Annotated in this window: 27 protein-coding genes and 1 tRNA gene; 23 read left to right on the plus strand and 5 right to left on the minus strand. The window is 58.6% G+C overall.

The window, feature by feature from the left end; all coding sequences use genetic code 11:
* The first annotated feature begins 34 nt into the window (after nt 1-34).
* The 3 genes from FHX08_RS02390 to FHX08_RS02400 are packed head-to-tail and all read left to right on the plus strand — an operon-like array spanning nt 35 to nt 2,639.
* Nucleotides 35-1,222 carry a glycine C-acetyltransferase gene (locus FHX08_RS02390; RefSeq protein ID WP_132653708.1) on the plus strand — a complete coding sequence of 396 codons (1,188 nt, stop codon included), beginning with the start codon at nt 35-37 and terminating at the stop codon, nt 1,220-1,222.
* Nucleotides 1,223-1,243: 21 nt separating this feature from the next.
* Complete coding sequence (gene tdh, locus FHX08_RS02395; protein ID WP_132653709.1) at nt 1,244-2,281, plus strand: L-threonine 3-dehydrogenase; 1,038 nt, start codon at nt 1,244-1,246, stop codon at nt 2,279-2,281.
* Between the two features lie 10 nt (nt 2,282-2,291).
* Nucleotides 2,292-2,639 carry a GFA family protein gene (locus tag FHX08_RS02400; protein ID WP_132653710.1) on the plus strand — a complete coding sequence of 116 codons (348 nt, stop codon included), beginning with the start codon at nt 2,292-2,294 and terminating at the stop codon, nt 2,637-2,639.
* 9 nt (nt 2,640-2,648) lie between these two features.
* On the opposite strand, the gene FHX08_RS02405 is transcribed toward FHX08_RS02400, so the two are convergent.
* Nucleotides 2,649-3,191: a murein L,D-transpeptidase family protein gene (locus FHX08_RS02405; protein ID WP_132653711.1), complete on the minus strand. Its 543-nt coding sequence runs from the start codon at nt 3,189-3,191 to the stop codon at nt 2,649-2,651.
* 501 nt (nt 3,192-3,692) lie between these two features.
* On the opposite strand from FHX08_RS02405, the gene rpoD reads away from it, so the two are divergent.
* The 8 genes from rpoD (at nt 3,693) to FHX08_RS02445 (ending at nt 11,196) form a co-directional block, all read left to right on the plus strand.
* Nucleotides 3,693-5,747, plus strand: coding sequence for an RNA polymerase sigma factor RpoD (gene rpoD / locus FHX08_RS02410; RefSeq protein WP_132653712.1), 2,055 nt, complete (start codon nt 3,693-3,695; stop codon nt 5,745-5,747).
* Nucleotides 5,748-6,017: 270 nt separating this feature from the next.
* A complete protein-coding gene (locus tag FHX08_RS02415; protein ID WP_132653713.1) occupies nt 6,018-6,311 on the plus strand; it encodes a GYD domain-containing protein in 294 nt (97 codons plus the stop codon).
* A gap of 105 nt (nt 6,312-6,416) precedes the next feature.
* The gene (locus FHX08_RS02420) at nt 6,417-7,130 is read left to right on the plus strand and encodes a DUF930 domain-containing protein (protein WP_132653714.1); all 714 of its coding nucleotides are present in this window, start codon (nt 6,417-6,419) and stop codon (nt 7,128-7,130) included.
* A gap of 47 nt (nt 7,131-7,177) precedes the next feature.
* Nucleotides 7,178-8,275 carry a DUF930 domain-containing protein gene (locus tag FHX08_RS02425; RefSeq protein ID WP_132653715.1) on the plus strand — a complete coding sequence of 366 codons (1,098 nt, stop codon included), beginning with the start codon at nt 7,178-7,180 and terminating at the stop codon, nt 8,273-8,275.
* 97 nt (nt 8,276-8,372) lie between these two features.
* Nucleotides 8,373-8,534 (plus strand): hypothetical protein, encoded by a 162-nt coding sequence (locus FHX08_RS02430; RefSeq protein ID WP_165911888.1) that lies wholly within the window; start codon nt 8,373-8,375, stop codon nt 8,532-8,534.
* Nucleotides 8,535-8,582: 48 nt separating this feature from the next.
* Nucleotides 8,583-9,380 (plus strand): APH(3')-II family aminoglycoside O-phosphotransferase, encoded by a 798-nt coding sequence (locus FHX08_RS02435; RefSeq protein ID WP_132653716.1) that lies wholly within the window; start codon nt 8,583-8,585, stop codon nt 9,378-9,380.
* 53 nt (nt 9,381-9,433) lie between these two features.
* Entirely contained in the window at nt 9,434-10,234 is an 801-nt protein-coding gene (locus FHX08_RS02440) for an AraC family transcriptional regulator (protein WP_132653717.1), read from the plus strand.
* An 80-nt stretch (nt 10,235-10,314) separates the two neighbouring features.
* The gene (locus FHX08_RS02445) at nt 10,315-11,196 is read left to right on the plus strand and encodes a DMT family transporter (RefSeq protein ID WP_132653718.1); all 882 of its coding nucleotides are present in this window, start codon (nt 10,315-10,317) and stop codon (nt 11,194-11,196) included.
* Here FHX08_RS02445 and FHX08_RS02450 read toward each other — a convergent pair.
* Complete coding sequence (locus tag FHX08_RS02450) at nt 11,193-12,056, minus strand: AraC family transcriptional regulator (RefSeq protein ID WP_132653719.1); 864 nt, start codon at nt 12,054-12,056, stop codon at nt 11,193-11,195. The genes FHX08_RS02445 and FHX08_RS02450 overlap by 4 nt on opposite strands.
* A gap of 135 nt (nt 12,057-12,191) precedes the next feature.
* Between FHX08_RS02450 and FHX08_RS02455 the strand changes: the two genes are divergently transcribed.
* From FHX08_RS02455 to FHX08_RS02490, 8 genes are all read left to right on the plus strand, one after another.
* Nucleotides 12,192-13,127, plus strand: coding sequence for a phytanoyl-CoA dioxygenase family protein (locus FHX08_RS02455; protein ID WP_132653720.1), 936 nt, complete (start codon nt 12,192-12,194; stop codon nt 13,125-13,127).
* 208 nt (nt 13,128-13,335) lie between these two features.
* The gene (locus tag FHX08_RS02460; RefSeq protein ID WP_132653721.1) at nt 13,336-13,734 is read left to right on the plus strand and encodes a DUF427 domain-containing protein; all 399 of its coding nucleotides are present in this window, start codon (nt 13,336-13,338) and stop codon (nt 13,732-13,734) included.
* A gap of 137 nt (nt 13,735-13,871) precedes the next feature.
* Nucleotides 13,872-14,528 (plus strand): hypothetical protein, encoded by a 657-nt coding sequence (locus tag FHX08_RS02465; protein WP_246698278.1) that lies wholly within the window; start codon nt 13,872-13,874, stop codon nt 14,526-14,528.
* Between the two features lie 123 nt (nt 14,529-14,651).
* Nucleotides 14,652-15,875, plus strand: coding sequence for an MFS transporter (locus FHX08_RS02470; RefSeq protein ID WP_184326838.1), 1,224 nt, complete (start codon nt 14,652-14,654; stop codon nt 15,873-15,875).
* Nucleotides 15,876-15,982: 107 nt separating this feature from the next.
* Complete coding sequence (locus FHX08_RS02475) at nt 15,983-16,336, plus strand: DUF1428 domain-containing protein (protein ID WP_132653724.1); 354 nt, start codon at nt 15,983-15,985, stop codon at nt 16,334-16,336.
* Between the two features lie 72 nt (nt 16,337-16,408).
* Nucleotides 16,409-16,831, plus strand: coding sequence for a secondary thiamine-phosphate synthase enzyme YjbQ (locus tag FHX08_RS02480; protein WP_132653725.1), 423 nt, complete (start codon nt 16,409-16,411; stop codon nt 16,829-16,831).
* Nucleotides 16,832-16,989: 158 nt separating this feature from the next.
* Nucleotides 16,990-17,298, plus strand: a complete 309-nt coding sequence (locus tag FHX08_RS02485; protein ID WP_132653726.1) for a hypothetical protein — start codon at nt 16,990-16,992, stop codon at nt 17,296-17,298.
* 152 nt (nt 17,299-17,450) lie between these two features.
* Complete coding sequence (locus FHX08_RS02490; protein ID WP_132653727.1) at nt 17,451-17,813, plus strand: hypothetical protein; 363 nt, start codon at nt 17,451-17,453, stop codon at nt 17,811-17,813.
* A 105-nt stretch (nt 17,814-17,918) separates the two neighbouring features.
* Here FHX08_RS02490 and FHX08_RS02495 read toward each other — a convergent pair whose 3' ends face one another.
* The gene (locus FHX08_RS02495; protein WP_132653728.1) at nt 17,919-18,662 is read right to left on the minus strand and encodes an SIMPL domain-containing protein; all 744 of its coding nucleotides are present in this window, start codon (nt 18,660-18,662) and stop codon (nt 17,919-17,921) included.
* 231 nt (nt 18,663-18,893) lie between these two features.
* On the opposite strand from FHX08_RS02495, the gene FHX08_RS02500 reads away from it, so the two are divergent.
* From FHX08_RS02500 to FHX08_RS02510, 3 genes are all read left to right on the plus strand, one after another.
* A complete protein-coding gene (locus FHX08_RS02500; protein WP_132653729.1) occupies nt 18,894-19,631 on the plus strand; it encodes a glycosyltransferase family 25 protein in 738 nt (245 codons plus the stop codon).
* On the plus strand, nt 19,625-20,968 hold the full coding sequence (locus FHX08_RS02505; RefSeq protein WP_132653730.1) for an O-antigen ligase family protein: 1,344 nt from the start codon (nt 19,625-19,627) through the stop codon (nt 20,966-20,968). The genes FHX08_RS02500 and FHX08_RS02505 overlap by 7 nt, the downstream gene beginning before the upstream one ends.
* A 606-nt stretch (nt 20,969-21,574) precedes the next feature.
* Nucleotides 21,575-22,273 carry a hypothetical protein gene (locus FHX08_RS02510; protein ID WP_184326839.1) on the plus strand — a complete coding sequence of 233 codons (699 nt, stop codon included), beginning with the start codon at nt 21,575-21,577 and terminating at the stop codon, nt 22,271-22,273.
* Nucleotides 22,274-22,333: 60 nt separating this feature from the next.
* On the opposite strand, the gene FHX08_RS02515 is transcribed toward FHX08_RS02510, so the two are convergent.
* Nucleotides 22,334-22,409, minus strand: a tRNA-Ile gene (locus FHX08_RS02515).
* A gap of 192 nt (nt 22,410-22,601) precedes the next feature.
* Between FHX08_RS02515 and FHX08_RS02520 the strand changes: the two genes are divergently transcribed.
* Nucleotides 22,602-22,970, plus strand: a complete 369-nt coding sequence (locus FHX08_RS02520; protein ID WP_132653731.1) for a response regulator — start codon at nt 22,602-22,604, stop codon at nt 22,968-22,970.
* 12 nt (nt 22,971-22,982) lie between these two features.
* Here the strand turns inward: FHX08_RS02520 and FHX08_RS02525 are convergent, their stop codons facing one another.
* Entirely contained in the window at nt 22,983-23,207 is a 225-nt protein-coding gene (locus FHX08_RS02525) for a DUF2934 domain-containing protein (protein ID WP_132653732.1), read from the minus strand.
* Nucleotides 23,208-23,256: the final 49 nt, after the last annotated feature.

Here is a 23,256-nt window from a genome sequence, read left to right on the forward strand (position 1 = left end):
GCTCAGACGGGAAACATCAAGAGAAGGGCCCTCAATGACCTCGAATTTCCTCTCGCATCTGCGCGGCGAACTGGCTGCGCTGAAGGATGCCGGCCTCTACAAGTCCGAACGCGTGATCATGTCGAAACAGGCCGGCGAAATCGCCGTGGCCTCCGGTGAACGCGTGCTGAATTTCTGTGCCAACAACTATCTCGGGCTTGCCGATAATGAGGAACTGGCGGAAGCCGGCAAGAAGGCGCTCGACCGTTATGGCTATGGGATGGCCTCGGTCCGCTTCATCTGCGGCACGCAGGAAGAGCACAAGCAACTCGAAGCGCGCATCTCCTCCTTCCTCGGCATGGAAGACACGATCCTCTATTCCTCCTGCTTCGATGCCAATGGCGGCCTGTTCGAGACGCTGTTGTCCGAAGAGGACGCGATCATTTCCGACGCACTGAACCACGCTTCCATCATTGACGGCGTTCGCCTCTCCAAGGCTAAGCGCTTCCGCTACGCCAATAACGACATGACGGCGCTGGAGGAGGAACTGAAGAAGGCCGAAGGCAGCCGTTTCAAGATGATCGCGACCGATGGCGTCTTCTCGATGGACGGCATCATCGCCAATCTGCAAGGCGTGTGCGATCTTGCTGAGAAATACGGTGCGATGGTCATGGTGGACGATAGCCATGCCGTCGGTTTCGTAGGTCAACATGGCCGCGGCTCGCCGGAACATTGCGGCGTCGAGGGCCGTGTCGATATCATCACCGGCACACTCGGCAAGGCGCTTGGAGGTGCCTCGGGTGGTTACACCTCTGCGAAGGCGGAGATCGTCGAGTGGCTGCGGCAGCGCTCGCGTCCCTACCTCTTCTCCAATACGCTGGCTCCGATCATCGCGGCTGCATCGCTGAAGGTCTTCGATCTCATCGAAAATGGCGATGCGCTGCGCGAACGGCTGTCGACCAATGCGGCGCTTTTCCGCTCCGAGATGACCAAACTCGGCTTTACGCTTGCCGGCGAGGGGCATCCGATCATTCCCGTCATGCTGGGCGACGCAAAGCTTGCGCAGGATATGGCGGCGTTGATGCTGAAAAAGGGCGTCTATGTAATTGGCTTCTCCTTCCCTGTCGTGCCGAAGGGACAGGCCCGCATCCGCACGCAGATGTCGGCAGCGCATTCAAAGGCGGATGTCGAGCGGGCGATTGCCGCCTTTGCCGAAGCCGGCCGCGAACTCGGCATCATCTAGGGCCTTGAGGAGAAGAAGATCATGTCCAACATGATGAAAGCACTGGTCAAGGCGAAGCCGGAAGTCGGCCTCTGGATGGAACATGTGCCGGTACCGGAAGTCGGTCCGAACGACGTGCTGATCCGCGTGAAGAAATCGGCGATCTGCGGCACAGACGTGCATATCTGGAACTGGGACCAGTGGGCGCAGAAGACTATTCCAGTGCCAATGGTGGTCGGTCACGAATTCTCCGGCGAGATTGCCGAGATCGGTTCTGCCGTTACCAAATACCATGTCGGCGAACGTGTGTCGGGCGAGGGTCATATCGTTTGCGGCAAGTGCCGCAACTGCCGCGCGGGCAGGGGGCATCTCTGCCGCAATACACTCGGCGTCGGCGTCAATCGGCCGGGCTCCTTCGGCGAGTTCGTCTGCATTCCCGAAGCCAATGTCGTTGCCATCCCTGACGATATTCCGGATGAGATCGCAGCGATTTTCGATCCGTTCGGCAATGCCGTTCACACGGCGCTCTCCTTCGATCTCGTCGGCGAGGATGTGCTTGTGACGGGTGCGGGGCCGATCGGCATTATGGGCGCGCTCGTTGCCAAACGCTCCGGGGCGCGCAAGGTCGTCATCACCGACATCAACCCGCATCGTCTCGATCTCGCCCGCGAGCTCGGCATCGATCACGTCGTGGACGCCTCGAAGGAAAATCTTGCCGATGTGATGAAGTCGATCGGCATGACCGAGGGCTTCGATGTCGGACTTGAAATGTCGGGCGCCGCACCCGCCTTCCGCGACATGATCGACAAGATGAACAATGGCGGCAAGATCGCCATTTTGGGTATCGCTCCAGCCGGTTTCGAGATCGACTGGAACAAGGTCATCTTCAAGATGCTGAACCTCAAGGGAATCTACGGCCGCGAAATGTTCGAGACCTGGTACAAGATGATCGCCTTCGTGCAGGGCGGGTTGGATCTGTCGCCGCTCATCACGCATCGCATCAAGATCGACGATTTCCGCGATGGCTTCGAGGCAATGCGCTCGGGCAATTCGGGCAAGGTCGTGATGGACTGGATGTGAGGAGCGGGTGATGATCTACGAGGGGAGCTGCCACTGCGGCAATATTGCCTTCACGGTCGAGGGTTCGTTTACCGAAGCGGTCGACTGCAACTGCTCGCTCTGCCGCCGGCGCGGCGGATTGCTCAGTTTCGTGCCGCGCGAGAAACTGCGCCTGACGGTTCCGGAGGAAAACCTGTCGACCTATACGTTCAACACGCACGCCATCAAACACCACTTCTGCGCCAAGTGCGGTATCGCGCCTTTCGGTGAAGCGAGGGCGCCCAATGGCATGGAGATGGCGTCCGTCAATTTGCGCTGCATCCCGGTGCTCGATCTGTCGGCCCTGACGGTGAATGCGTATGACGGGTTGTCACGTTAGGACGGCAGCTCAGGGCACGATCTCTATAGGCGTATGATCGGGGACGCGCGCCCAGATATCGCGCATCTCCTGATCGGTGACGGCAATGCAGCCATCCGTCCAGTCCCAAAGCAGGTGCATGGTCTGAAGGAAGCCCCAGCCGTTGGGCAGGCCATGGATCATGATATCGCCGCCGGGAGAATAGCCCTTCAATTCAGCGTTCTGCCGATCGGCCGGACTGGGGTAGGAGATATGCAGACTGAGATGCGCCATGGACCTGGAATTTCGCCAGTCAATCTCATAGCGGCCTTCCGGGGTCTTCTCGTCGCCCTCTCGCTGCTTTGGTCCCTCATCGGCCGCACTTCCAAGAGAAATCCGATATGTCGAAAGGGCTGTTTCGCCTCGCAGGAGAACCATGCGGCGTTCGGATTTATAAACGCGAATGAGGCTGGCTTGTTGCTCCAAGGGCGCATTCGCAGGCGGCGAACCTGAACCGATCTTGGCCATGACTTTCGTATAGCCAAACGCGCCGACGGCGATGGTGGCCAGAAGGATCAACCTATTTCTCGTCATGATCCTTGCCACCGAGATTCCCCATAACCGTGTACATCTTGTTTTCACAATTCATGTTAGTGGTTTGCGAAGAATCTATGGCGTACCGTCGGAGCGAGTTGCCGTTCTCTTAGTGTTTGTGCAAAAGCCCTTGTCTTTTGCCGGTGACATACTAGATAAGCTTCGCAATCGCTGGCGCGGTTCAAAGCCTGTGGATAAGGCTTTTTCCGGGTTTTCGATGGCTTTTTTTCTGGAAAAGCTTGACGAGAACAAATTTTGTGGGAATCACCGTTCCACTTGAGCGGTGAACTGGGTCAAGGCGGATCGCACAACCATGGCCGGAAATCCAATGGCAATTGACTTTTGCTGTCCGATGCCGGCGAACGTGGTTAATCAGGCTTTAAATGTCATCCCGTTAGGTGGGTATAGGTGATTCGAGGCCGGTGCGCACGCACGCGCCGGGCGACGAGACGGCCATTCACCACAGCGAGTATGAATAGCGTCAGGAAGGCGACGATATAAATGGCAACGAAGGTCAAAGAGAACGAAGACCAGGAAGTCGAACGCGACGGCGCAAGCGACGGCCCTCTTCTCGATCTTTCCGATGACGCGGTCAAGAAGATGATCAAGGCCGCCAAGAAGCGCGGCTATGTGACGATGGACGAGCTCAACGCCGTCCTGCCTTCCGAGGAAGTGACGTCCGAACAGATCGAAGACACGATGGCGATGCTCTCCGATATGGGCATCAACGTCATCGAGGACGAGGAAGCCGAGGAAGCCGGCGCTTCCGGCGGCGATGACGACGACAGCTCCGGTGACGACGAGGGCGAGGGCGGCGAACTTGCGCCTTCCGGCGGCACCGCGCTTGCGACCACCAAGAAAAAAGAACCGACCGACCGTACCGACGATCCGGTGCGCATGTATCTGCGCGAAATGGGTTCTGTCGAGCTTCTGTCGCGCGAAGGCGAAATCGCCATCGCAAAGCGCATCGAAGCCGGCCGCGAAACGATGATCGCAGGCCTGTGTGAGAGCCCGCTGACGTTCCAGGCGCTGATTATCTGGCGCGACGAACTGAACGAAGGTACCACGCTGCTGCGCGAGATCATCGATCTCGAAACCACCTATTCCGGTCCGGAAGCCAAGGCTGCTCCGCAGTTCCAGAGCCCCGAGAAGATCGAGGCCGACCGCAAGGCTGCCGAGGAGAAGGAAAAGACCCGGCGCGCCCGCTCCGGTGACGACGACATTACCGATGTCGGCGGTGAAGGCATGCCTCCGGAAGAGGAAGAAGAGGACGAGGACGAATCCAACCTCTCGCTTGCCGCGATGGAAGCCGAACTGCGTCCGCAGGTCATGGAAACGCTCGACATCATTGCCGAAACCTACAAGAAGCTGCGCAAGCTGCAGGACCAGCAGGTCGAGCAGCGCCTCGCCGCCACCGGCACGCTGTCTTCCGCTCAGGAGCGCCGCTACAAAGAGCTCAAGGACGAGCTGATCAAGGCGGTGAAGTCGCTGTCGCTCAACCAGAACCGCATCGATGCGCTGGTCGAGCAGCTCTACGACATCAACAAGCGCCTCGTGCAGAATGAAGGCCGTCTGCTGCGTCTGGCCGAATCCTATGGCGTCAAGCGCGACTCGTTCCTGGAACAGTATCAGGGTGCCGAGCTCGATCCGAACTGGATGAAGTCGATCGGCAATCTGGCCGCCCGCGGCTGGAAGGAATTCGCCAAGAGCGAAAACACGACGATCCGCGATATCCGCCAGGAGATCCAGAATCTCGCCACGGAAACCGGTATTTCGATCTCGGAATTCCGCCGCATCGTGCACATGGTGCAGAAGGGTGAGCGCGAAGCGCGCATCGCCAAGAAGGAAATGGTCGAAGCCAACCTTCGCCTCGTCATCTCCATCGCCAAGAAGTACACGAACCGCGGCCTGCAGTTCCTCGATCTCATTCAGGAAGGCAATATCGGCTTGATGAAGGCGGTCGACAAGTTCGAATACCGCCGCGGTTACAAGTTTTCGACCTACGCGACATGGTGGATTCGTCAGGCGATCACTCGCTCGATCGCCGACCAGGCCCGCACGATCCGTATTCCGGTGCACATGATCGAAACGATCAACAAGATCGTTCGGACCTCGCGCCAGATGCTGCATGAAATCGGCCGCGAGCCGACGCCGGAAGAACTGGCTGAAAAGCTCGCCATGCCGCTCGAAAAGGTCCGCAAGGTCCTGAAGATCGCCAAGGAACCGATCTCCCTCGAAACCCCCGTGGGCGACGAAGAAGATTCACATCTTGGCGATTTCATCGAAGACAAGAATGCGCTGTTGCCGATCGACGCCGCCATCCAGGCGAACCTGCGCGAGACGACGACCCGTGTTCTGGCATCGCTGACGCCGCGCGAAGAGCGCGTGCTGCGCATGCGCTTCGGCATCGGCATGAACACCGACCATACACTCGAAGAAGTTGGCCAGCAGTTCTCGGTCACCCGCGAACGTATCCGCCAGATCGAGGCGAAGGCACTGCGCAAGCTCAAGCATCCGAGCCGCTCCAGAAAGCTGAGAAGCTTTCTGGACAGCTAAGAACTGCAAGCTGCGTTCGTTCCTCCACAGCTAAGAGCTTCGAGGACGATCGAAATCGGAACCCGGTCAGCCTGCTGGCCGGGTTTTTCTTTGTCTGCGAGGCGTGCTGGATTAGCCCATCGGGACATATCTAGCCCGATTGATGGTTCCCGCATTGCTTGTCCCCTTGAAGTGACAGGCTTATAATTTCGGTTGCGGGGAGAAGAGCGGTCGCGGCGTGCGAACGGTATCATGCGCCGCGTGATCGTGGCCTCCGCCGGGAGGTGCAGCATGACCACGTACATTCTGCTGATAAACTGGACCGATCAGGGCATCCGGAGTGCGAAGGACTCCCCCAAGCGGCTGGATGCGGCAAGAAACCTGCTCGGAAACATGGGCGGTTCCTTCGACAAGTTTTATCTTACGATGGGCGAGTACGACATGGTGGCCGTCTGCGAGGCGCCTGATGATCGGGTGATGGCGCGCTTCACGCTGTCTCTTGCCTCGGCGGGCAATGTGCGCACGCAAACCCTGAGGGCATTTCCGGAAGTGAATTATCGCGATATCATCGCGTCGCTCGCATAGGTCAGAATGGCGATAACTGGTGATGAACCGGATGCGGCGTTGCGGTTATTCCGCAGCGCTGGCAGTGTCGCTGCGCCTTGAAATCAGAGCATGGACTAGCCTTCGATGGAACATGCCGGCCTGTTGCAGAGAGGAAAGTTCGATCCGGCATTGCCGGTATCACTCTTCCTGCATCTGTCCATCGGCGTGCTCTTGCTCGCTTTCCTGCCTGACGTGGAGCCGGTCCACGCGCCGCCAGAAGACAGTGTTGATGTGGAAGTTGTCATACCGCCGGCGACTATCGCGACATCGCCACCGCCTGCCGTCCGGTCGCTACCGGACAGGCGTCAAGACAATGCCAATGCCGCGGCAGATGCGGCAGCACAGACAGCATCAAGAGAGACGCTTCCGCCACTGCCGAAGCCGGTGATACCGGAACCGCAACTGACCCAAGCAAACGAACTGTTTTCGGCAAAGACACTTGCCAGCCCACGCAGTCGTAAGGCGCGGGAAATGCTTGCCACGTTATCGGGCGGAGAGCGCAACCTGCAACTCTGCAATCTTGAGGCGTTAGAGCAGATCGACCGATCTCGCCCCGGCTTGAAGGCTGATCTCGTCGCGCCCTATGCCATGAAGCCGGAAAAGGTCAGCGGCGGTAGTGTCGAAGTCGAGGGCGGGGCTTTTCGCAGCAAGCGGAACTGGTTCAACATCCGATTCCACTGCGAAGTCGACCCCGCCGGCAAAGTGGTCGCCTTTGCCTTTGCGATCGGCGATGCCCTTCCCAAGGACATCTGGCAGGAGCACAATCTGGTTGCAGATGACGGCAAGGCCGACCAATAGCTCGGGGTGACGGTGCCGAGGGGGAAAGATCACGAGGTTTTTTCGACTTGTGGCTTGATGCTGCCGGTTTTAAAGGCCACATCGCTGCTGTGGCAGAAGAAGACGTCGAACCGGCAGATACCGATCATGAGACGGAGCACCAGGAGCCTCGGGCCCGCTGGGGTGTTGTTGCGTCCGTGCTTCTGCATGTTCCTGTCGTCGCGCTGTTGATTTTCGGCCTTCCGAAGATCCAGGCGAAACCCGCCGAAGACGAGAGCGTGAAGGTCGAACTCGTCCCGCCGCCGGAGGAAAAGAAGCCGGAGGAAAAGCCGAAAGAGGAAGAGAAGCCGAAGGAGCAAGCAAAAGCCGAGCCGCCTCCACCGCCACCTCGGCCACCGCAATCACCTCCGCCTGCCGCGGACACGGCAGAGCGAACGAAGCGGACGCCTATGCCGCCCATGCGCGCTGTCACGGAGTTTGGCGATAAGGACAGCGGTCCCAAAAAATCGTTGACGGGCAATTCGTCCGAAGGTGAAGCAAAGCCGGCAACAACGCCGCCGAAGCACGACGTTGCGCCGGAGCAAACGCCCACAGAGGCGGCCGTAGAAAAAGCTAAAACCGAAGCGCCTCCATCAAAGCCTGTTCCGAATGATGTAAAGCTTCCGGAGGTTGCGGTGGCCGATGCTTCTCCGGAGCCCAACAGATCGTCAGCGGACATGTCCGATAAAGCCGTAACGAGTATTGAACAGGCCAAGCCGCCGGAGCAGAGAACTCCTGAGAAGCCCAAAGAGGTGGCGAAGAACAGTGATCTGACGAACGCCCAGACTCTGTTTTCCTCCACGGAGGATGGAAACTCCATCGCGCAGGCTGCGGTCGATGGTCTTCCGCGAAACAAGAGAGTTGCCGTTCTTTGCGCCAGCGAGCTTCGAGCGCAGCTTGCTTATGGTTCTCCGAGTTATCAGCCTTACGCATTGCCGCAATATGGATTACGGGCAGGAACCCTACTCAATATCGACGACGCGGCCTTTGGCACAGCCAAAGGCTGGTATCATGTTCGCTTCCGTTGTGAGGTGGATGCCAATGCGATGAAAGTCGTTTCGTTTGCCCATGAGGTGGGGGGGCTGATCCCTCGCAGCCAATATGGCAAATACGATATTCGCGACTAGTCGGCGCATTCGCTCGCGGAACAAGCCACGCACAAGGAGCCATCTCTATCGTTTCCCCATGGCCGTGATGGTTACGGTGGATAAGGGGACAAATGATATGTCGAACGAGATCGAGCACTTCTTCGAGCGCCAGGAAGAATCCGTCAGCCTGATGTTTCTGGAAAACAAAGCAGACGAGCTGACCGATATTCTGGTTGCGGCTCTGGAAGAAGCTTTCGAAATTCTTCTGGAAAGCGCGCCGGCAGAAACCTTCCATTAACGCGCCGATACGAAGCTTCCGGATTGAGCTTCTTTTTCTGGGATATCAATGGTCGTTCCGCTTCAGGAGGATGGCAGGCTTCCGGTTTCGCTCCGGAGCCATCTTGGCGGCTATCAGTGGCGGCGCGACGCTCTCGGCCGGTCATCGGCCTGTGTTTTTCGCCTGGAAGGCGAGGGGCGTCCCGGGCTTTACCTGAAGGGCGAGGAGGCGGGGCCGTTTTGTGAACTCGCCGATGAGGCCGAGAGGCTCGTGTGGCTTCGCAGTCAAGGTCTCGATTGCCCTGAGGTTATCGCCTATGAGAGCGATGGCGAGCGCAGCTTCCTGCTGATGACTGCACTGCCGGGCGCCGATCTCGTCACTGCTGCGGTGCTGCTGCCGGAAGAACGCGTCGAGATTCTTGCTTCCGCTCTCAGCACTCTCCACAACCTCGATGTCAACGCCTGCCCGTTCGATCATCGTCTGGAAAACCGTCTTCTGACTGCTGAGGCGCGGATGCGGGCCGGACTGGTTGACGAGACGGATTTCGATGAGAAGCGGCTCGGCAAAAGCGCCTTCTTCCTCTTTGGCGAATTGCAGCGGCTGCGGCCCGATAGCGAAAATCTCGTCGTTGCGCATGGCGATGCCTGCCTGCCGAATTTCATGGCGGCTGGAGGGCGGTTTGCCGGCTATATCGACTGCTGCCGGCTCGGCGTCGCCGACCGCTATCAGGATATCGCGCTGGCCTGTCGCAGCATCGCCCATAATTTCGGCGGGGAATTCGTGCGGCTGTTTCTCAATGCCTATGGCCTTTCCATCATCGACCCCGAGAGGATCGAGTTTTATCAGCTTCTCGACGAATTCTTCTGATTGCTTGCCCGGTTTGCTGTCTGCTGGCAAAGTCGGCTGCGAAGGAGATTGTTATGGCCGCCAGCCAGTTCAGGATGCTGCGCTCGTCCGTAGCGGGCGTGGAGGCCGTGGCGGCGACGTCAGGCCACCGTTTCGCGCGCCATACGCATGAGCAGTTCGGCATCGGCCTGATCTTTTCCGGCGCGCAAAAGTCGCTGAGCGGGCGCGGCATGGTCGAGGCGGAGGCCGGCGATCTCATCACCGTCAATCCGAATGAGGTGCATGACGGGGCGCCGATCAGTGAGGCGCGATCCTGGAGCATTCTCTATTTTGACCCCTCCGTAATGGTCGGTCTTGCGCGCGAGTCGGCAGAGGGTGGTTCCAGCCGCTCTGAGATTCCGCGGCCTGTCATTAAGGACAGGTTGCTTGGTGACCGGTTCCGGGCATTGTTTTCTGCCGTTACGGGCAACGAGGAGCGGCTGCGCTGCGAAGAGTTGCTGCTCTCGGTCGCTGCCGATGCGATGCGCGAAGCGGCGATGCAGGAAGAGCCCGCGTCGGCACCGCGTTCCATTGTCCATGCGCGCAGCCTGATCGACGACGATCCGGCAGCCGAAATCTCACTCGCCGATCTGGCACGCGAAAGCGGCCTTAGTCGGTTTCAGGTGCTGCGCGCCTTTGCCAGGGCAACGGGATTTACGCCGCATGCCTATCTCGTTCAGGCTCGCGTGCATCTTGCCCGACGGCTGATCGCCGGCGGTGCGCCGCTGGCGGAAGCGGCTTTCGAAAGCGGCTTTGCCGACCAGAGCCACATGACGCGCGCCTTCGTTTCCCGCTATGGCCTGACGCCCGGCGTCTATGCGCGCGGTCATTCCTGAACGCTCGCTCCCTTGCAATTTCGTTCAAGACGTCAGGCCTCTGAACCTGTTTGCTTCCGCCGTCTCGAAAGGAGCAGCAGATGAGCAGGGAATTTCAAGGTTATATCTATCTTACTTTGGCGATGACGACTGTCGGCAGTACCGTTATCGCCAGCAAGCTCATTGCTTCCGGATTGCCACCCTTCACGGCTACGGCCTTGCGTTTTGCGGTGGCCTTTCCCTTCTTCCTCTTCCTTATGCGCTGGACAGGGTCGCGGTCGCCTCGGCTTTCTGCGCGGGACCGACTGATCCTTCTCACGCAGGCCGGTGCTGGAAGTGTCGGTTATACGACGCTGTTGATCTCGGGCCTGTCACTAACGTCGGCGGCCAATGCCGGTGTCATCATCGGTACGCTGCCGGTCGTGTCAGCGGCAATCTCCATCCTCGTGCTCGGCGAGAGGCCGCAGCGTTTCCTGCTTCTGGCGATCGGGCTGGCGGCTGCAGGCGTCTTCTCTATTGCTTTTTCGCCGGCTGCCGGTCGTGGGTCGCTTGTTGGCGACATCATGATTTTCGGCGCAGTCATCTGCGAGGGGCTGTTCATCCTGCTCAACAAGCGGCTCGGCACGTCGATTCCGCCATTGACGCAGTCGGCGTTGATGACGGCCATCGGCTTTGTCGTTGCGGGTGTGCCCGCCTTGTTTGAACATCATGATATCGGCACCGCTTCGCAACCGGCTTTGCTTGCGGTCGTCTATTACGCGCTGGTGCCGACTGTGGGTGGCTTCATTCTCTGGTATGCGGGAGCGGAACGCGTCAGCGGCGCGGAGGCCTCTCTTTTTACCGCTGTTGCACCGACAACCTCTGTTATTTTCGCCTTTGTTGTTCTCGGCGAGGCGATCGCTTTCAACCAGATTTTCGGGATTGCCTGCGTTCTGGCAGCTGTCATAGGCCTCGGCTTCGCCAGCCGGACGGCGAGAAGCTAGGCGCGGCGGAAGACGTTGCGATATTCTCGTGGCGTCATGCCGGTCTGCGCCCTGAATTGCCTGTTGAAGTTTGCAAGCGAACCGTAGCCTACGGCATCGGAAATGTGGCCGACGGGCTGGCTTGTGGCGGAGAGGCGGGCGCAGGCATCGCCGATGCGCATGCGGATCAGATAATCGGAGACTGTTGTGCCCGTGTGGCGGCGAAAGAGGCGGTGCAGGCCCGAGACACTGAGGGCCGCGATATCGGCGAGTTCCTCCAGGCCAATCGGGCGGGCGTAATGCAGATGCAGGTGGGTGAGCACTCGGTCGATCCGTTCGCGGCTTTCCTGCAATTCCGGACTCTGGCCGGGCGTGCTGGCAAGCGCGAATGCCTGCCGATCTGTCGCAATGCGTCCGAGGATGCTCAAAAGGGACAGCAGCCGTTCGGCTGGCGGCTTTGAAAAGATCGCCTCGATCTCACTGCGCACAGCGTCCGCCGTTTCCTTGGAAAACTGCAGTCCCCGGTCGGCGCGCGACAGCATGGCTTCGATCGGGGCGAGCTCGACTGCGCCTGCTGTCACCCGACGGATCCAGTCCGGGTGAAACCACAAAACCAGAGCGACATGCGGGCTCGCTTCCTCATATTTTGCCCTCGACACCCAGGTGTGGGGAAGGTTGGGGCCGACAAGCACGAGGTCGCCGTCCTGATATTCGCCGGTATGGTCGCCGATGAAGCGCTGGCCGATAGAGTTCAGTGTCAGTGTCAGCTCGAATTCGGGATGGTGATGCCATTGAAAAGGGATCGCCTCGTCAAGCCGCCGGTTCAGCATGCTCCAGGACGCATCGGCATGGCGTGGCAGGATTTCGAGATAAGGCCTCATGAGGCGCCTTCTAGACCATTGACGCCAGAATAGTATCATAATCTGCCAAGCTGGCACAACATGGACCGCGATGCCAGGTTACACTCCCATCATTGCCTGAAACGACAGGAATGGATCGAATAATGGGAGGATCTCATGGAACTGGCAGTGAAACGCGACGCGCATCCGACGGCCTCGTCGGTCACCACGCAGCTCAAGGACATCAAGAAGAAGCTGCCGCTGCGGGTGCTCTCGGAAGCGGACTGGCAGCACTGGACAAAGAAGGGCTATGTCATCGTTCGTCAGGCCGTTCCTGCGGCGAATGTCGAGCGGCTTGTGGAGGTGCTCTGGCGTTTTGACGAGAAGGATCCGAACGACCCTTCGACCTGGTATGCGCCGCAGCGCCGTGAGCACAAGATGAAAGAGCTCAACAATACCGGCATGCTTGAGATCTACAATCACCAGGCGCTCTGGGATAACCGGATGGAACAGCGCGTCTATGACGTCTTCGTCGATATCTGGGACCGCGAAGACCTGTGGGTGACGATCGACCGCGCCAACCTCAACCCGCCGAAGAAGGTGAAGGGCAACCCGAACGGTTTCATCCACTGGGATGTCGATACGTCGATCCGGCCGCTGCCGATCGGCGTGCAGGGCGTCCTGAGCCTGAAGAAGCAGGATGGCGATGTCGGTGGCTTCCAGTGTGTGCCCTACCTCTTCGAGCATTTCGAGGAATGGGTGAAGACGCAGCCCGAGGATCGCGATCCGATGCATCCCGATATGACCGGCCTTTCCGTCGTCAATATCGACATGGAGCCAGGCGACCTGATGATCTTCAATTCACTTCTCGCCCACGGCGTTCGTCCCAACCATTCGGATAACCGTGTACGCATGGCGCAATATATTTCTATGCATCCGGCCGAATACGACAATGCCGAGGAGCGTGAAGAGCGTATCCGCTTGTGGCGTGAGCTCGATCATCCGAAACGCGATGCCTTCCCCGGCGATCCGCGCGAATGGGAAAAGCACAATGCCAGGACTGCGGAACTGACGCCGCTTGGCCGCAAGCTGCTCGGCCTCGACCGCTGGTAAGACGATAGAAGATCACAAGCCGCGGAGAAGAACTCTTCCGCGGCTTTTTTGCCTTGATGCAGAAGCGACGCATTCGCGTCATGATGCCGCCGGCCGGCTCGCCCCTCACGATTTCGCTGTTGCGCGATATCGAAGCTGCTGACCCCTTGGGATGGCCGCTTCGGCACCCTATGTCTTCGGAAGAGACATCCATTCGGAGATGACATCCATGTCAGGCAAGCCGATCAAGATTCCCGGACCGGATCATCCGATCACTGTCGAACACAATCCTTCCCGCGTCGTCGTCAAGCTCGGCGGCCGCGTGATCGCCGATACGCACGATGCGCTGACGCTGCGCGAGGCTTCCTATCCGCCGGTGCAATATATTCCGCGCAAGGATGTGGATATGTCGTCGCTGGAGCGCACCGACCACGAGAGCCATTGCCCCTATAAGGGGGATGCCTCCTATTACAGCATTCCCGCTGGCGGCGAGCGTTCGAAGAATGCGATCTGGACGTATGAGACGCCCAATCCCGCCGTTGCCAACATCAAGGGCTATATGGCCTTTTACCCTGACAGGGTCGATTCCATCGAGGAGTTGCCGTCTCCCGAGGCGGGGCAGTTCTAAGGGCTAACTAGCCTCCTTCTTCCGATCAATCGCACCGGCAAGGTGGGCCGGATGCGTAAGCGTTTTGGGCTAATATGAAACTCCCTCAGGTCGCAGTATCTTCGCCACGCGCAAGGATTATGCAGGCCGGGAACCTCATGAAACTGGATCAAGTGGAACTTCGCTCCGAAGTGTTGGATATTCGTATTATAGAAAGCATCGGCGATGGTTCTTTCAATCACGAATTCGACGTCTCTCGCGATAATGGATACGTTCTGATCCTTCTGGAAATACTGGCGGGAAGGGGCGATTTCCTTGTTCAGGGTTTCGATGAGGAAAATAGTGCCGCTGCGTCACTCCGGGGCCGCCAAAGAGTCTATATTGTGAGACCTGCCGAAGCTGCCCGGAGGATTGCGGTCGGCATGTTTGCGGCCGTCAACAGCAAGGTCCGGGCGACGATCGCCTGCTTCAAGCGGAAGATCGCCGTTACATCAGGGGAACTATCGGGGCCGATGTCCCGGGCGCTCTCCAAATTGCTGGTTGCTTCAGCACTTGCCTGGATGGGCATTCCGTCTCCGGACGTTCTGAACACGGTCGGGATTACCACCACTCCCTCTGCCGAGCAGATGAAGAAACTTTTGAGCAGTACGGCGACCATAGGCAGTTCTCAGAATGAACTACTGGCCCTTGTCGATCCGGATCTGCGTTCGGCAATCCTGGATATTATAGAAGAGACCATGTGGCTGCTCGCCATGCGCGACCAGCTCCATTATGCCGCCTGCGAGATGGTCGCCTGCAGTCAGCCAGCAAATTGATGCGGCAATTGCGCGCCGGAGCACATTCGGGTTGACATCAATCATTTTCCAGCAGAACACCGTTCCGCTTTTATAAGATTCCAATAAGTGCCTGTGGCTGGGCCGCACGCCGGTGATTGAACAATGGACATATCAGTGAAAGAGCGGGAAAGCGTTCTGCGTCATCCCGGCTATCTGAACTTCGCCGCCTCCCGAGTCTTCTCTTCGCTTTCCTTTCAGGCCGTGGCTATCGCCATGGGATGGATGATTTACGAACAGACGCACAGCGCCTTTGCGCTTGCGCTCGTCGGCTTCTGCCAGTTTCTGCCGATGGCCGTGCTGACCTTCGTCGTCGGCCATGTCGCCGATCGGTTCGATCGCCGACGGATTGGACTTGTCTGCCAGCTCATCGAAGCGATTACCTCGCTGGTTCTGGCGATAGCAACCTGGCAGCAGTGGCTTTCGCCGATTGGAATGCTTGTTGCGGTCACTATCATGGGCGCGGTTGTCGCCTTCGAAAGGCCGACCATGGCGGCACTCTTGCCGAATATCATGCCGGCCTCGATGCTGCAGCGCGCCGTTGCTACCTCGACCTCGATGATGCAGACGGCGCTGATCATCGGCCCGTCGCTCGGCGGTCTTCTCTATGGCGTGAGTCCCATAGCCCCCTTCGCGATGTCGGCTGTGCTCTTTGCTGTGGCGAGCTTCAACGTGATCTCGATCCGCATGGAGTGGACGCCATCGAAGCGCGAGCCGGTGACCTTGTCGTCCGTCTTCGCCGGGGTTTCCTTCATTCGCAGCCGGCCGGTAATGCTCGGCACGATCTCGCTCGATCTGTTTGCAGTCCTGCTTGGCGGCGCCACGGCGCTGCTGCCGATGTTTGCCAGCGACATCCTGCATGCTGGTCCGTGGGGGCTCGGCATGCTGCGCGCTGCCCCCGCCATCGGTGCGCTTTGCATGTCGATTGTGCTTGCCCGACGGCCGCTGACAGCAGATGTCGGTCGCAAGATGTTGCTGGCCGTCCCAGTCTTCGGCGTGGCCACCATCATCTTCTCGCTTTCCACCAACATTGCGCTCTCCGTCGTCGCGCTGCTCGTCGTCGGGGCCTCGGATACCGTGAGCGTTGTGGTTCGCAGCTCGCTGGTGCAGCTTCTGACGCCGGACGAAATGCGCGGGCGCGTCAATGCCGTCAATTCGCTCTTCATCGGCACCTCGAACCAGCTCGGCGAATTCGAATCCGGCATGCTTGCCGGCGTGCTCGGGCCGGTCGTGGCGGGCATTGTCGGTGGAGTGGGCACGATCGCAGTCGTGCTCATGTGGACGCGGTTTTTCCCCGATCTTCTCAAGGTGAAGACGCTGCAGGGCTGATGGGCTCTCACCTTGCCGCATCGGCGGCGGGCGTTAATTGACGTGGCAATGTCGGATGTGGGCTGCGCCGAACGTCCTGCGGACGTTAACGCAAGAGGAGAAGTGCAATGTCCTATGTTGATGGTTTCATCGTCGCCGTTCCCCGCGAGAATGTCGATGCCTATAAGGAGTTTTCGGCTTATGCCGGATCGATCTGGAAAGAATACGGCGCGCTCGAATATGTTGAATGCCTTGGCAATGACGTGCCCTATGGCGAATTGACCTCGTTTCCTCGCGCCGTCATGGCCAAGGACGACGAGGTGGTGGTCTTTTCCTGGATTCTCTACGGATCCAAGGAGAAGCGTGACGAGATCAATTCGAAGGTCATGGCCGATCCGCGCCTTTCGAGCGACAAATGGAAAATGCCATTTGATGGCAAGCGCATGATCTATGGCGGTTTCGAGGAATTGCTGCGACTCTGATATCGTGACCGTGCCATTGACTTCGAAGGCAAGGCGCGCCACCTCGCACAGACAGTTGCGACGGAGACCGCCTTGCCCCAGACAATAGTAACGCTTTCCACGCGCGGCCAGGGCCTCTACGAATTCACCGATCAGGCCAATGCCTTCGTGCGCCAGTCTAGTATGCAGGAGGGGCTGCTGACGATATTCGTGCGCCATACCTCCTGTTCGCTGCTCATCCAGGAAAATGCCGATCCTGATGTGAAGACTGACCTCAACAATTTCTTCCGCCGTCTCGTGCCGCCGTCTTCCGACCCGTCTATGCGTTGGGTCGTTCACACGACGGAAGGGCCGGACGACATGCCGGCGCATATTAAGGCGGCGCTGACGCAGGTTTCGATCGGCATCCCCGTCAGCAACAGCCGGCTGGTACTCGGCACCTGGCAGGGCATCTATCTCTTCGAGCACCGTGACAGGCCGCATCGACGCGATGTCGTCCTGCATCTCAGCGGATAATTGGTCTAACCAAATCTGGGCGAAACCAGCTGCCGCGTCATTAACCGTTCTGAATGTCAACTGAATGGGCGGTTCGAACGGCATTCAGCTTCACGCGTTTAGTCTCGAGACAATCCCAGAAGGGGAGATCGAGGAACTATTCACGAGGAGACCATCCCATGTCGCATTTTCTTGCCAAGGCTTCGCTTGCCGCGCTGATCGCTCTCAGTTCCATCCCGCTTGCGGGCTCTGCCGCTTTCGCGGCGCCGCAGACGGATTTCGTCGTCAAGGCACAGTACTACCACCGTCCGCCGGTTCGTGGCTGCTCGCCTGTGGAAGCCATCCGCAAAGCCCGCTATTCCGGCCTTCGTGACGTGCGCATTTCCAATATCACGCCGCGCCGCGTCGTCGTTGCCGGCCGGTATCGCCATGGCTGGGACCGCATGACTTTTGCTAATGTGCGCGGCTGCCCGCTCATGTACCGCTAATTCCTTCGGTTCGTAGGCAGGAAAATCCGGCTTTGGAGCACTTTGCCTTGACCGCGACACGTTCACCGGTCTTCTGTCGGAACTGTATGTCAGTGATTCCGAAATAGGCGTCGGCATTGCCCACGCGGCTACTAAACACGAGGATCTTTTTCATGATGCAGTTTCTGGCGAAGGCGGGGCTTGCCGCCCTTCTTTCCGCAGCTGCGCTGGCCGGCACGGTTGCGCCGGCTGCCGCACAGGTGAATATCATTATCGGCGAACCTGACCGTCGTCCGCCACCGCCTCCAGGCTACGGCCGTCCGCCACTGCCACCGCCGGGCTACGGTTATGGCCGTCCGCCGCGTGGCGGTTGTGATCCGCGCATGGCGGAAAATATCGCCCAGGATTACGGCCTGCGCCGCACGCGTATCGTCGATGTCTCGCCCCGCCGTGTCGTGGTGCAGGGCTGGAGCCGTCGTGGTCCCGACCAGATGGTCTTCGGCAACGTTCGCGGGTGCCCGATGATGCGTCGATAATCAAGCGCTATCGTTTATTACAAAACCGCCCTTGCAGTCTGCAGGGGCGGTTTTCTTTTGAATAGGGTACGGGCGTGGGACAGGGCGCCGAAGCGCCCTGTCGCTTTACTGCTCGATCGCGAATGTCATGTTGACGGTGACATTATAGTTGTTTTCGCCCCCCTGAACCGGCACGGCCGCAACATCGGATGCTTCCTTCATCATCGCTGCACGATAAACCGGCTGTGGCATCGGACGCATGACGTTTTCGGTGATCTCGATGATCCGGCCGACCTTGACGCCGGCGGCTTCACTCAGCGTCCTTGCCTTCTTGACGGCGTTGGCGACGGCGTTCTTGCGAGCTGCCTCGAGGGCTGCTTCCGGCTTATCGTTGGTGAACTGGATGTCGCCGCCCTGATTGATGCCGAGAGTGACGGACTGGTCGATGATCTCCCCGAGCTTGGAAAGGTCGCGGACGCGCACGGTGACCGAATTGCTGGTCTGGTAGCCGATCAGCTCAGGCGGCTGCGGCTGGTTATCGATCGGCTGCGGATAATTGTACTGCGGCTGGATCGAAAAGCCTGACGTCTGCAGATCGCGCTCGGCAATGCCGCTTTTCTTCAGGGCAGCCAAAACCTCGTTCATGGCCTTGTTGTTCTCATCGAGTGCCTCGCGGGCAGTTTTTGCCTGTTTGACCACGGAGAGATTGACGACGGCCATATCGGGAGCCAGTGCCGATTCGCCTTCTGCGGACACGTTGATGACCGCTTCGCGCGGCCGATTCTCCTGCGCCAGAAGTGGAGCGGCTGCTGCAAGCGGCAGGCTCAGAAAGGCTGTCAGAAGGGCAGTCTTGGTGTAGTTCGGCGCCATGTTCGTTCCTCGGCTGTTTGCGTCCCTGCGAGCTTTGTGTCTGCTGATTGTGAAGCTATTGCGGCAGAAACCGGTAAGCGAAATACTTTACTGTGGGCGAGTATTTTCGACTAAAGGATGTATGGGGGCAATCAACGCATGGTAGGTAATACGGGCTTATGGCTGTTGCCCGGGCTTAAGCCTCGACTTATAAAGAACCGCATTTCTGTCTCATGCTGAAGTTTAGCCTTTATGAAAATCGGTGCCTATGTCATCAACCTGAACCGGTCGGTCACCCGGTGGGAAGGGCTTTCGCAGAAGGCTAACTCGCTGGCGCTCAAAGTCGTCAGGATATCGGGAGTGGATGGCTCCGAGATCCAGCCGCACGACAAGGCGGATATTGACAAGCGGCAGTTTCTTCTTCGCAATGGCAGGAACTATCTGCCAGGCGAGCACGGCTGCTATCGCAGCCACGTCAAGGCGCTCGCGGAATTTCTCGACAGCAGCAACGATGCGGCAATCATCATGGAAGATGACGTGGAGCTTCGGGCCGATCTGATAGAACGGGCAGAGGCTGTGCTGATCGCGGTCCCCAAAGCGGAACTGGTCAAGCTCCTGAACCATCGGTCCAAGGGCTTCCTGCAGAAGGCGACGACGAAATTCGGCGATGCGGTGGGCCGCTGCATCCACGGGCCACAAGGTTCGGCCGCCTGTTATCTGGTCACCCGCTCCGGCGCAAAGAAGCTACTGCGGAGCATGGCCGTCATGGTCTATCCCTTCGATGTGGCGTTAGAGCGCGGCTGGTCGACCGAGGTTAATACCTTTACGGTCAGGGACAATCTGATAGAGCTAGGGCCGAACAGTCACGAAACGGCGATCGCGACGAAGCTCGATTACAGACGGCAGAAATTCAAGGGACTGCGCCGCTCCGTCACGCATCTGCTTCGCGCCGCTGATTATGCTAGAAGGGTACAGTATTCTCTATGGTAGCGAGCGAAGAGCCGATTGCCACGCCCCCACGCCTCAAGCCCGTCCTTGTCATCCTGTGGCTGCTGTTGATATCGGCTCCCATTGTGGAAAGCGATACCTATCGCTATGCCGCACTGCTGCTGATCGGCACGACTTTCGCGTTTTTTAAGCCGAATTATCAGCTGCTGAAGCGTGACTGGCTGGCGAACGCCTGCGTTGCATGGGGCACTTATGCGCTGCTGCGCTTCCTTTTTGGCCTGATCGTCTACGGCGAGAAGGGAGCATCCGACTGGCTCTACGCCTTTCCGCTGTTCTTTCCAGCTGTCGGAATCGCGCTTTATTGCAGCCGGAAGCATATCGAAACGGTCTTTGCGATCTATTTCCCTGTGGCGCTTGCCGCCTTGCTGATCTCCACCGACTACCGGCTGATCCTTGCAGGCAACGACCGTATTTCGCCGCTTTACCACAACAACCTGATCCATGGCGCGATTGGTTGCGGCTTCCTGACGATCGGCGCCTTTTACTGGCTGCTGCACGCCTGGGAGACTGGCAAGCTCGCGCGCCGTTCCGGCAGCTGGATCATAGCTGTCGCGACGCTCGTCATCGCGCTCTGCCTTTTCAATATATATGGCTCCAAGGCGAAAGGCGTCTGGCTGAGCCTCGTCCTCGTCGGGCCTCTCATGCTCGCCTCGCTGCTGCTTTATGCAGACAGACGCCGGGCTGCGCTAGTGGGAACTGCTGTCGTCGCTCTCATCGCAGCCGCACTTTTTGTCGGTGGCGACGATATCTGGCGGTTTGCCGGCCCAACCTACGAGGCAACAGCACGGATCGAGACCGAAATCTCGGCGCATGGTGTATGGAATGCGGTCGCTGATGCGATTGCGTCGAAAGATACGCCGGAATCGATGAGTGAACGGCTGCAACTCTGGGCGAATGCTTCGGAAGTGATTGCCCAGGCACCTCTCTTTGGGGCCGGCAATCACTGGCTTACGATCTGGGGCTCGACCACCTATGCCAGCGTGCCCTATACGCTGCTTCACAACGGCTACTTCGAAATGCTTGTCCGCCACGGGCTCTTTGGCATCATCGTTTTCAGCGTTCTGGCGGTCGCCATGTATAGACGGGTGCTGGCCGCCAGGAAGGAAAAGCTAATCAGCCTCAGCGCATTACTGGCCTACACCATGGTCACGCTGTTTTTCCTCGGAACGATCCTGTCCAACTCTAACAACCGGCTGGCGATCGGCGAATCGTTCTTCTTCGTGTTCTCCGCTGTCGCATTTGCCTGCGGGCTTATGCTGAAGAAGGGGGAGATCAAGCAAGGGGCCAACATGATCGTGGGTGATCAAAAAGCCGCGTGAGGGGGCAGAAACTCAGCCCAAGAGGGACTGCCGAGCGCTCCCAAGTTGGAGCGCCCGCGTTGTCAGATGCCGAAATCGTCCAGAAACGAAGGATGGATGGCAGTCTTCCTTGCCTCGCGCGCATCACGATAGCGCTGCTGGGCAGAACCGATTCCATTAACAAGTCGTCTCATAAGGCCGCCTTTGCGGCGTTTAAAAATCAAGGGCATAGCAAGCTCACTTTTTTTATTTTTGTTAGCTGGCGAGCATATAATTTGTGCGTGATGCTGCAACAATGGGCATTTTAGCATGCCACCTATGCATAATGTGACAGTGATATGACATTAGCGCGGTTTCGCGTTTCGCCGACGTGCGACGCTTCCTCCTGTGCCCGATGGTATCGGCCATAGCGGTACTGTAAGATGCCGCTGTCGTCCTTTCGGAGGGCCGACTTGCAGCCGTTCTGATTGCCGATGTCGTGAGCTATGGCCGTCTAAGCGAGGAACTGCCGTTTTCAGTGATTTCCAGAGCTCGAAAGCCCCTTTTTATTCCACGGGGGATAGCAGCATCCTTGGATGCATGCTTAGATTGAAAGGGGGCTAGCGTTTCGGGGGAAGGGCTGTCGGGATGATCCGCAACCTATTTTTAAGTCTGGCCACAATGGCCATGGTGCTGGCGAGCGGAGCCTCCCAGGCTGCGGTGGACACAATACCCTATTGGGGTAACGGCCGCTGGAAAGTTGAGGCCATACCAGCGACCCGAAAATGCCTGGCAGACGTGACCTATACTTCAAAGCGCGGACAGCTCTTCAACTTGGCCTTTGATGCTTACATCGACGGCAGCGCTGAGCTTCTGGTTTTTTCCCCGCCGTGGGCGAATCTGTACACGGAAGGCCGCAAGTACTGGGTCAATGTCAGCTTCGATAACGGCAAACCAAACCGTCTGCTGGCGGTTGCTTATTCCGATGGTGGGCTGGCATTTTCAGATCTGTCGCCGGACGCCATCATGGCCATTGCCAAGAGCAGTTCAATCTCGTTTGGATACCAGGGAAATATTCTGGCCACGCTCAATCTGCCGGGGTCCTATGACGCATTGGACAAAGCAATCGAGTGCGCGAACAAACTTAAAAGCGTGCTGCAAAATGATGGAACCGGGCCGGCAGACGAGACTGGTCCAGCTGACGGAACGGGGCCTGCAGATGGAGCGCCAACCATAACACTCGGGCCACTTCAACAGCAGCCTTCAGTTCCGGCAAGCCCAGCACCACCGACTCCGGCGCCTGCCGAGCCAACGCGGAATAAGAGTCCAACACGGCTTGATCTTTAACTGCGTGCCAGATCTTCTGGGCGCGCTACAGTTTATCAGGTTTTTCGCTTTGGAAGGAGATGGTGGGCCCGGAGGGACTCGAACCCCCAACCAAGCGGTTATGAGCCGCCGGCTCTAACCATTGAGCTACAGGCCCGGCACCTAAGGTGCTGTCAGCCGGGGCAATGGCACCCGCGGCTTTTGTCCGCTTAACGCAAATTTAGGGCGGTCACAAGCCATGAGCGCAAGCATCTGTGGACGATGCATATTTGCTGGTTGCCCTATGGAACCTTCGCACGCCGGCCACATTTACAGCTGTCAGACTAGATCTGAAGAGGGCGATCGCAGAATGGTGGCTTCCCAGGGTGCCGTGGTGCTCATTGTCGAAGATGAGCCGCTGATCAGATTCAATATTCTGGATGTGCTCGAGGAGGTAGGGCACGTGGCGCTCGAAGCCGGAAACGCTGACGAAGCACTGGTGCTTTTGAAAGCGCGCAGCGATGTCGATGTCCTCTTCACGGATGTCAACATGGCCGGTTCGATGGACGGCATCCAGCTTGCCAAACGGGTGAGGGCGATGCGGCCGAATATTGGTATTATCATCACCTCGGGCCTGGTGCGGCTCGATCCTCTTTCGCTGCCTGCCAACGCGACTTTCCTGCCGAAACCCTATCAGCACGAGGCTTTGATTTCGGCGATCGCGTCCATGATCCGGTAGTGCCCTCAGGGTCTAATCAGGGCTTGCCAGCGACGGTGGCGGGACAGGAACGCCCGTAGCCCTGGTCGCGGCTTCGGTTTCTTCAATTTGCTTGCGGGCTTGTTCATTTGTCGTTTCGCCGCGCAATTCAGCTTCGGCAGCACTCCAGTGGCGCAAATCTTCGCCATCCGGCCTGCCTTCCTTTTCCCATATTGCATAGGCGCGCTCGCGCACGCGGTCCTCGTTTCGGTCCGTCATGTGTGCCTCCCGTGGCTTTCCGAATACCGATAAACCGGCCGAGAAGTGG

The sequence above is a fragment of the Rhizobium sp. BK529 genome (genome assembly GCF_014194105.1).
Lineage (GTDB): Bacteria > Pseudomonadota > Alphaproteobacteria > Rhizobiales > Rhizobiaceae > Rhizobium.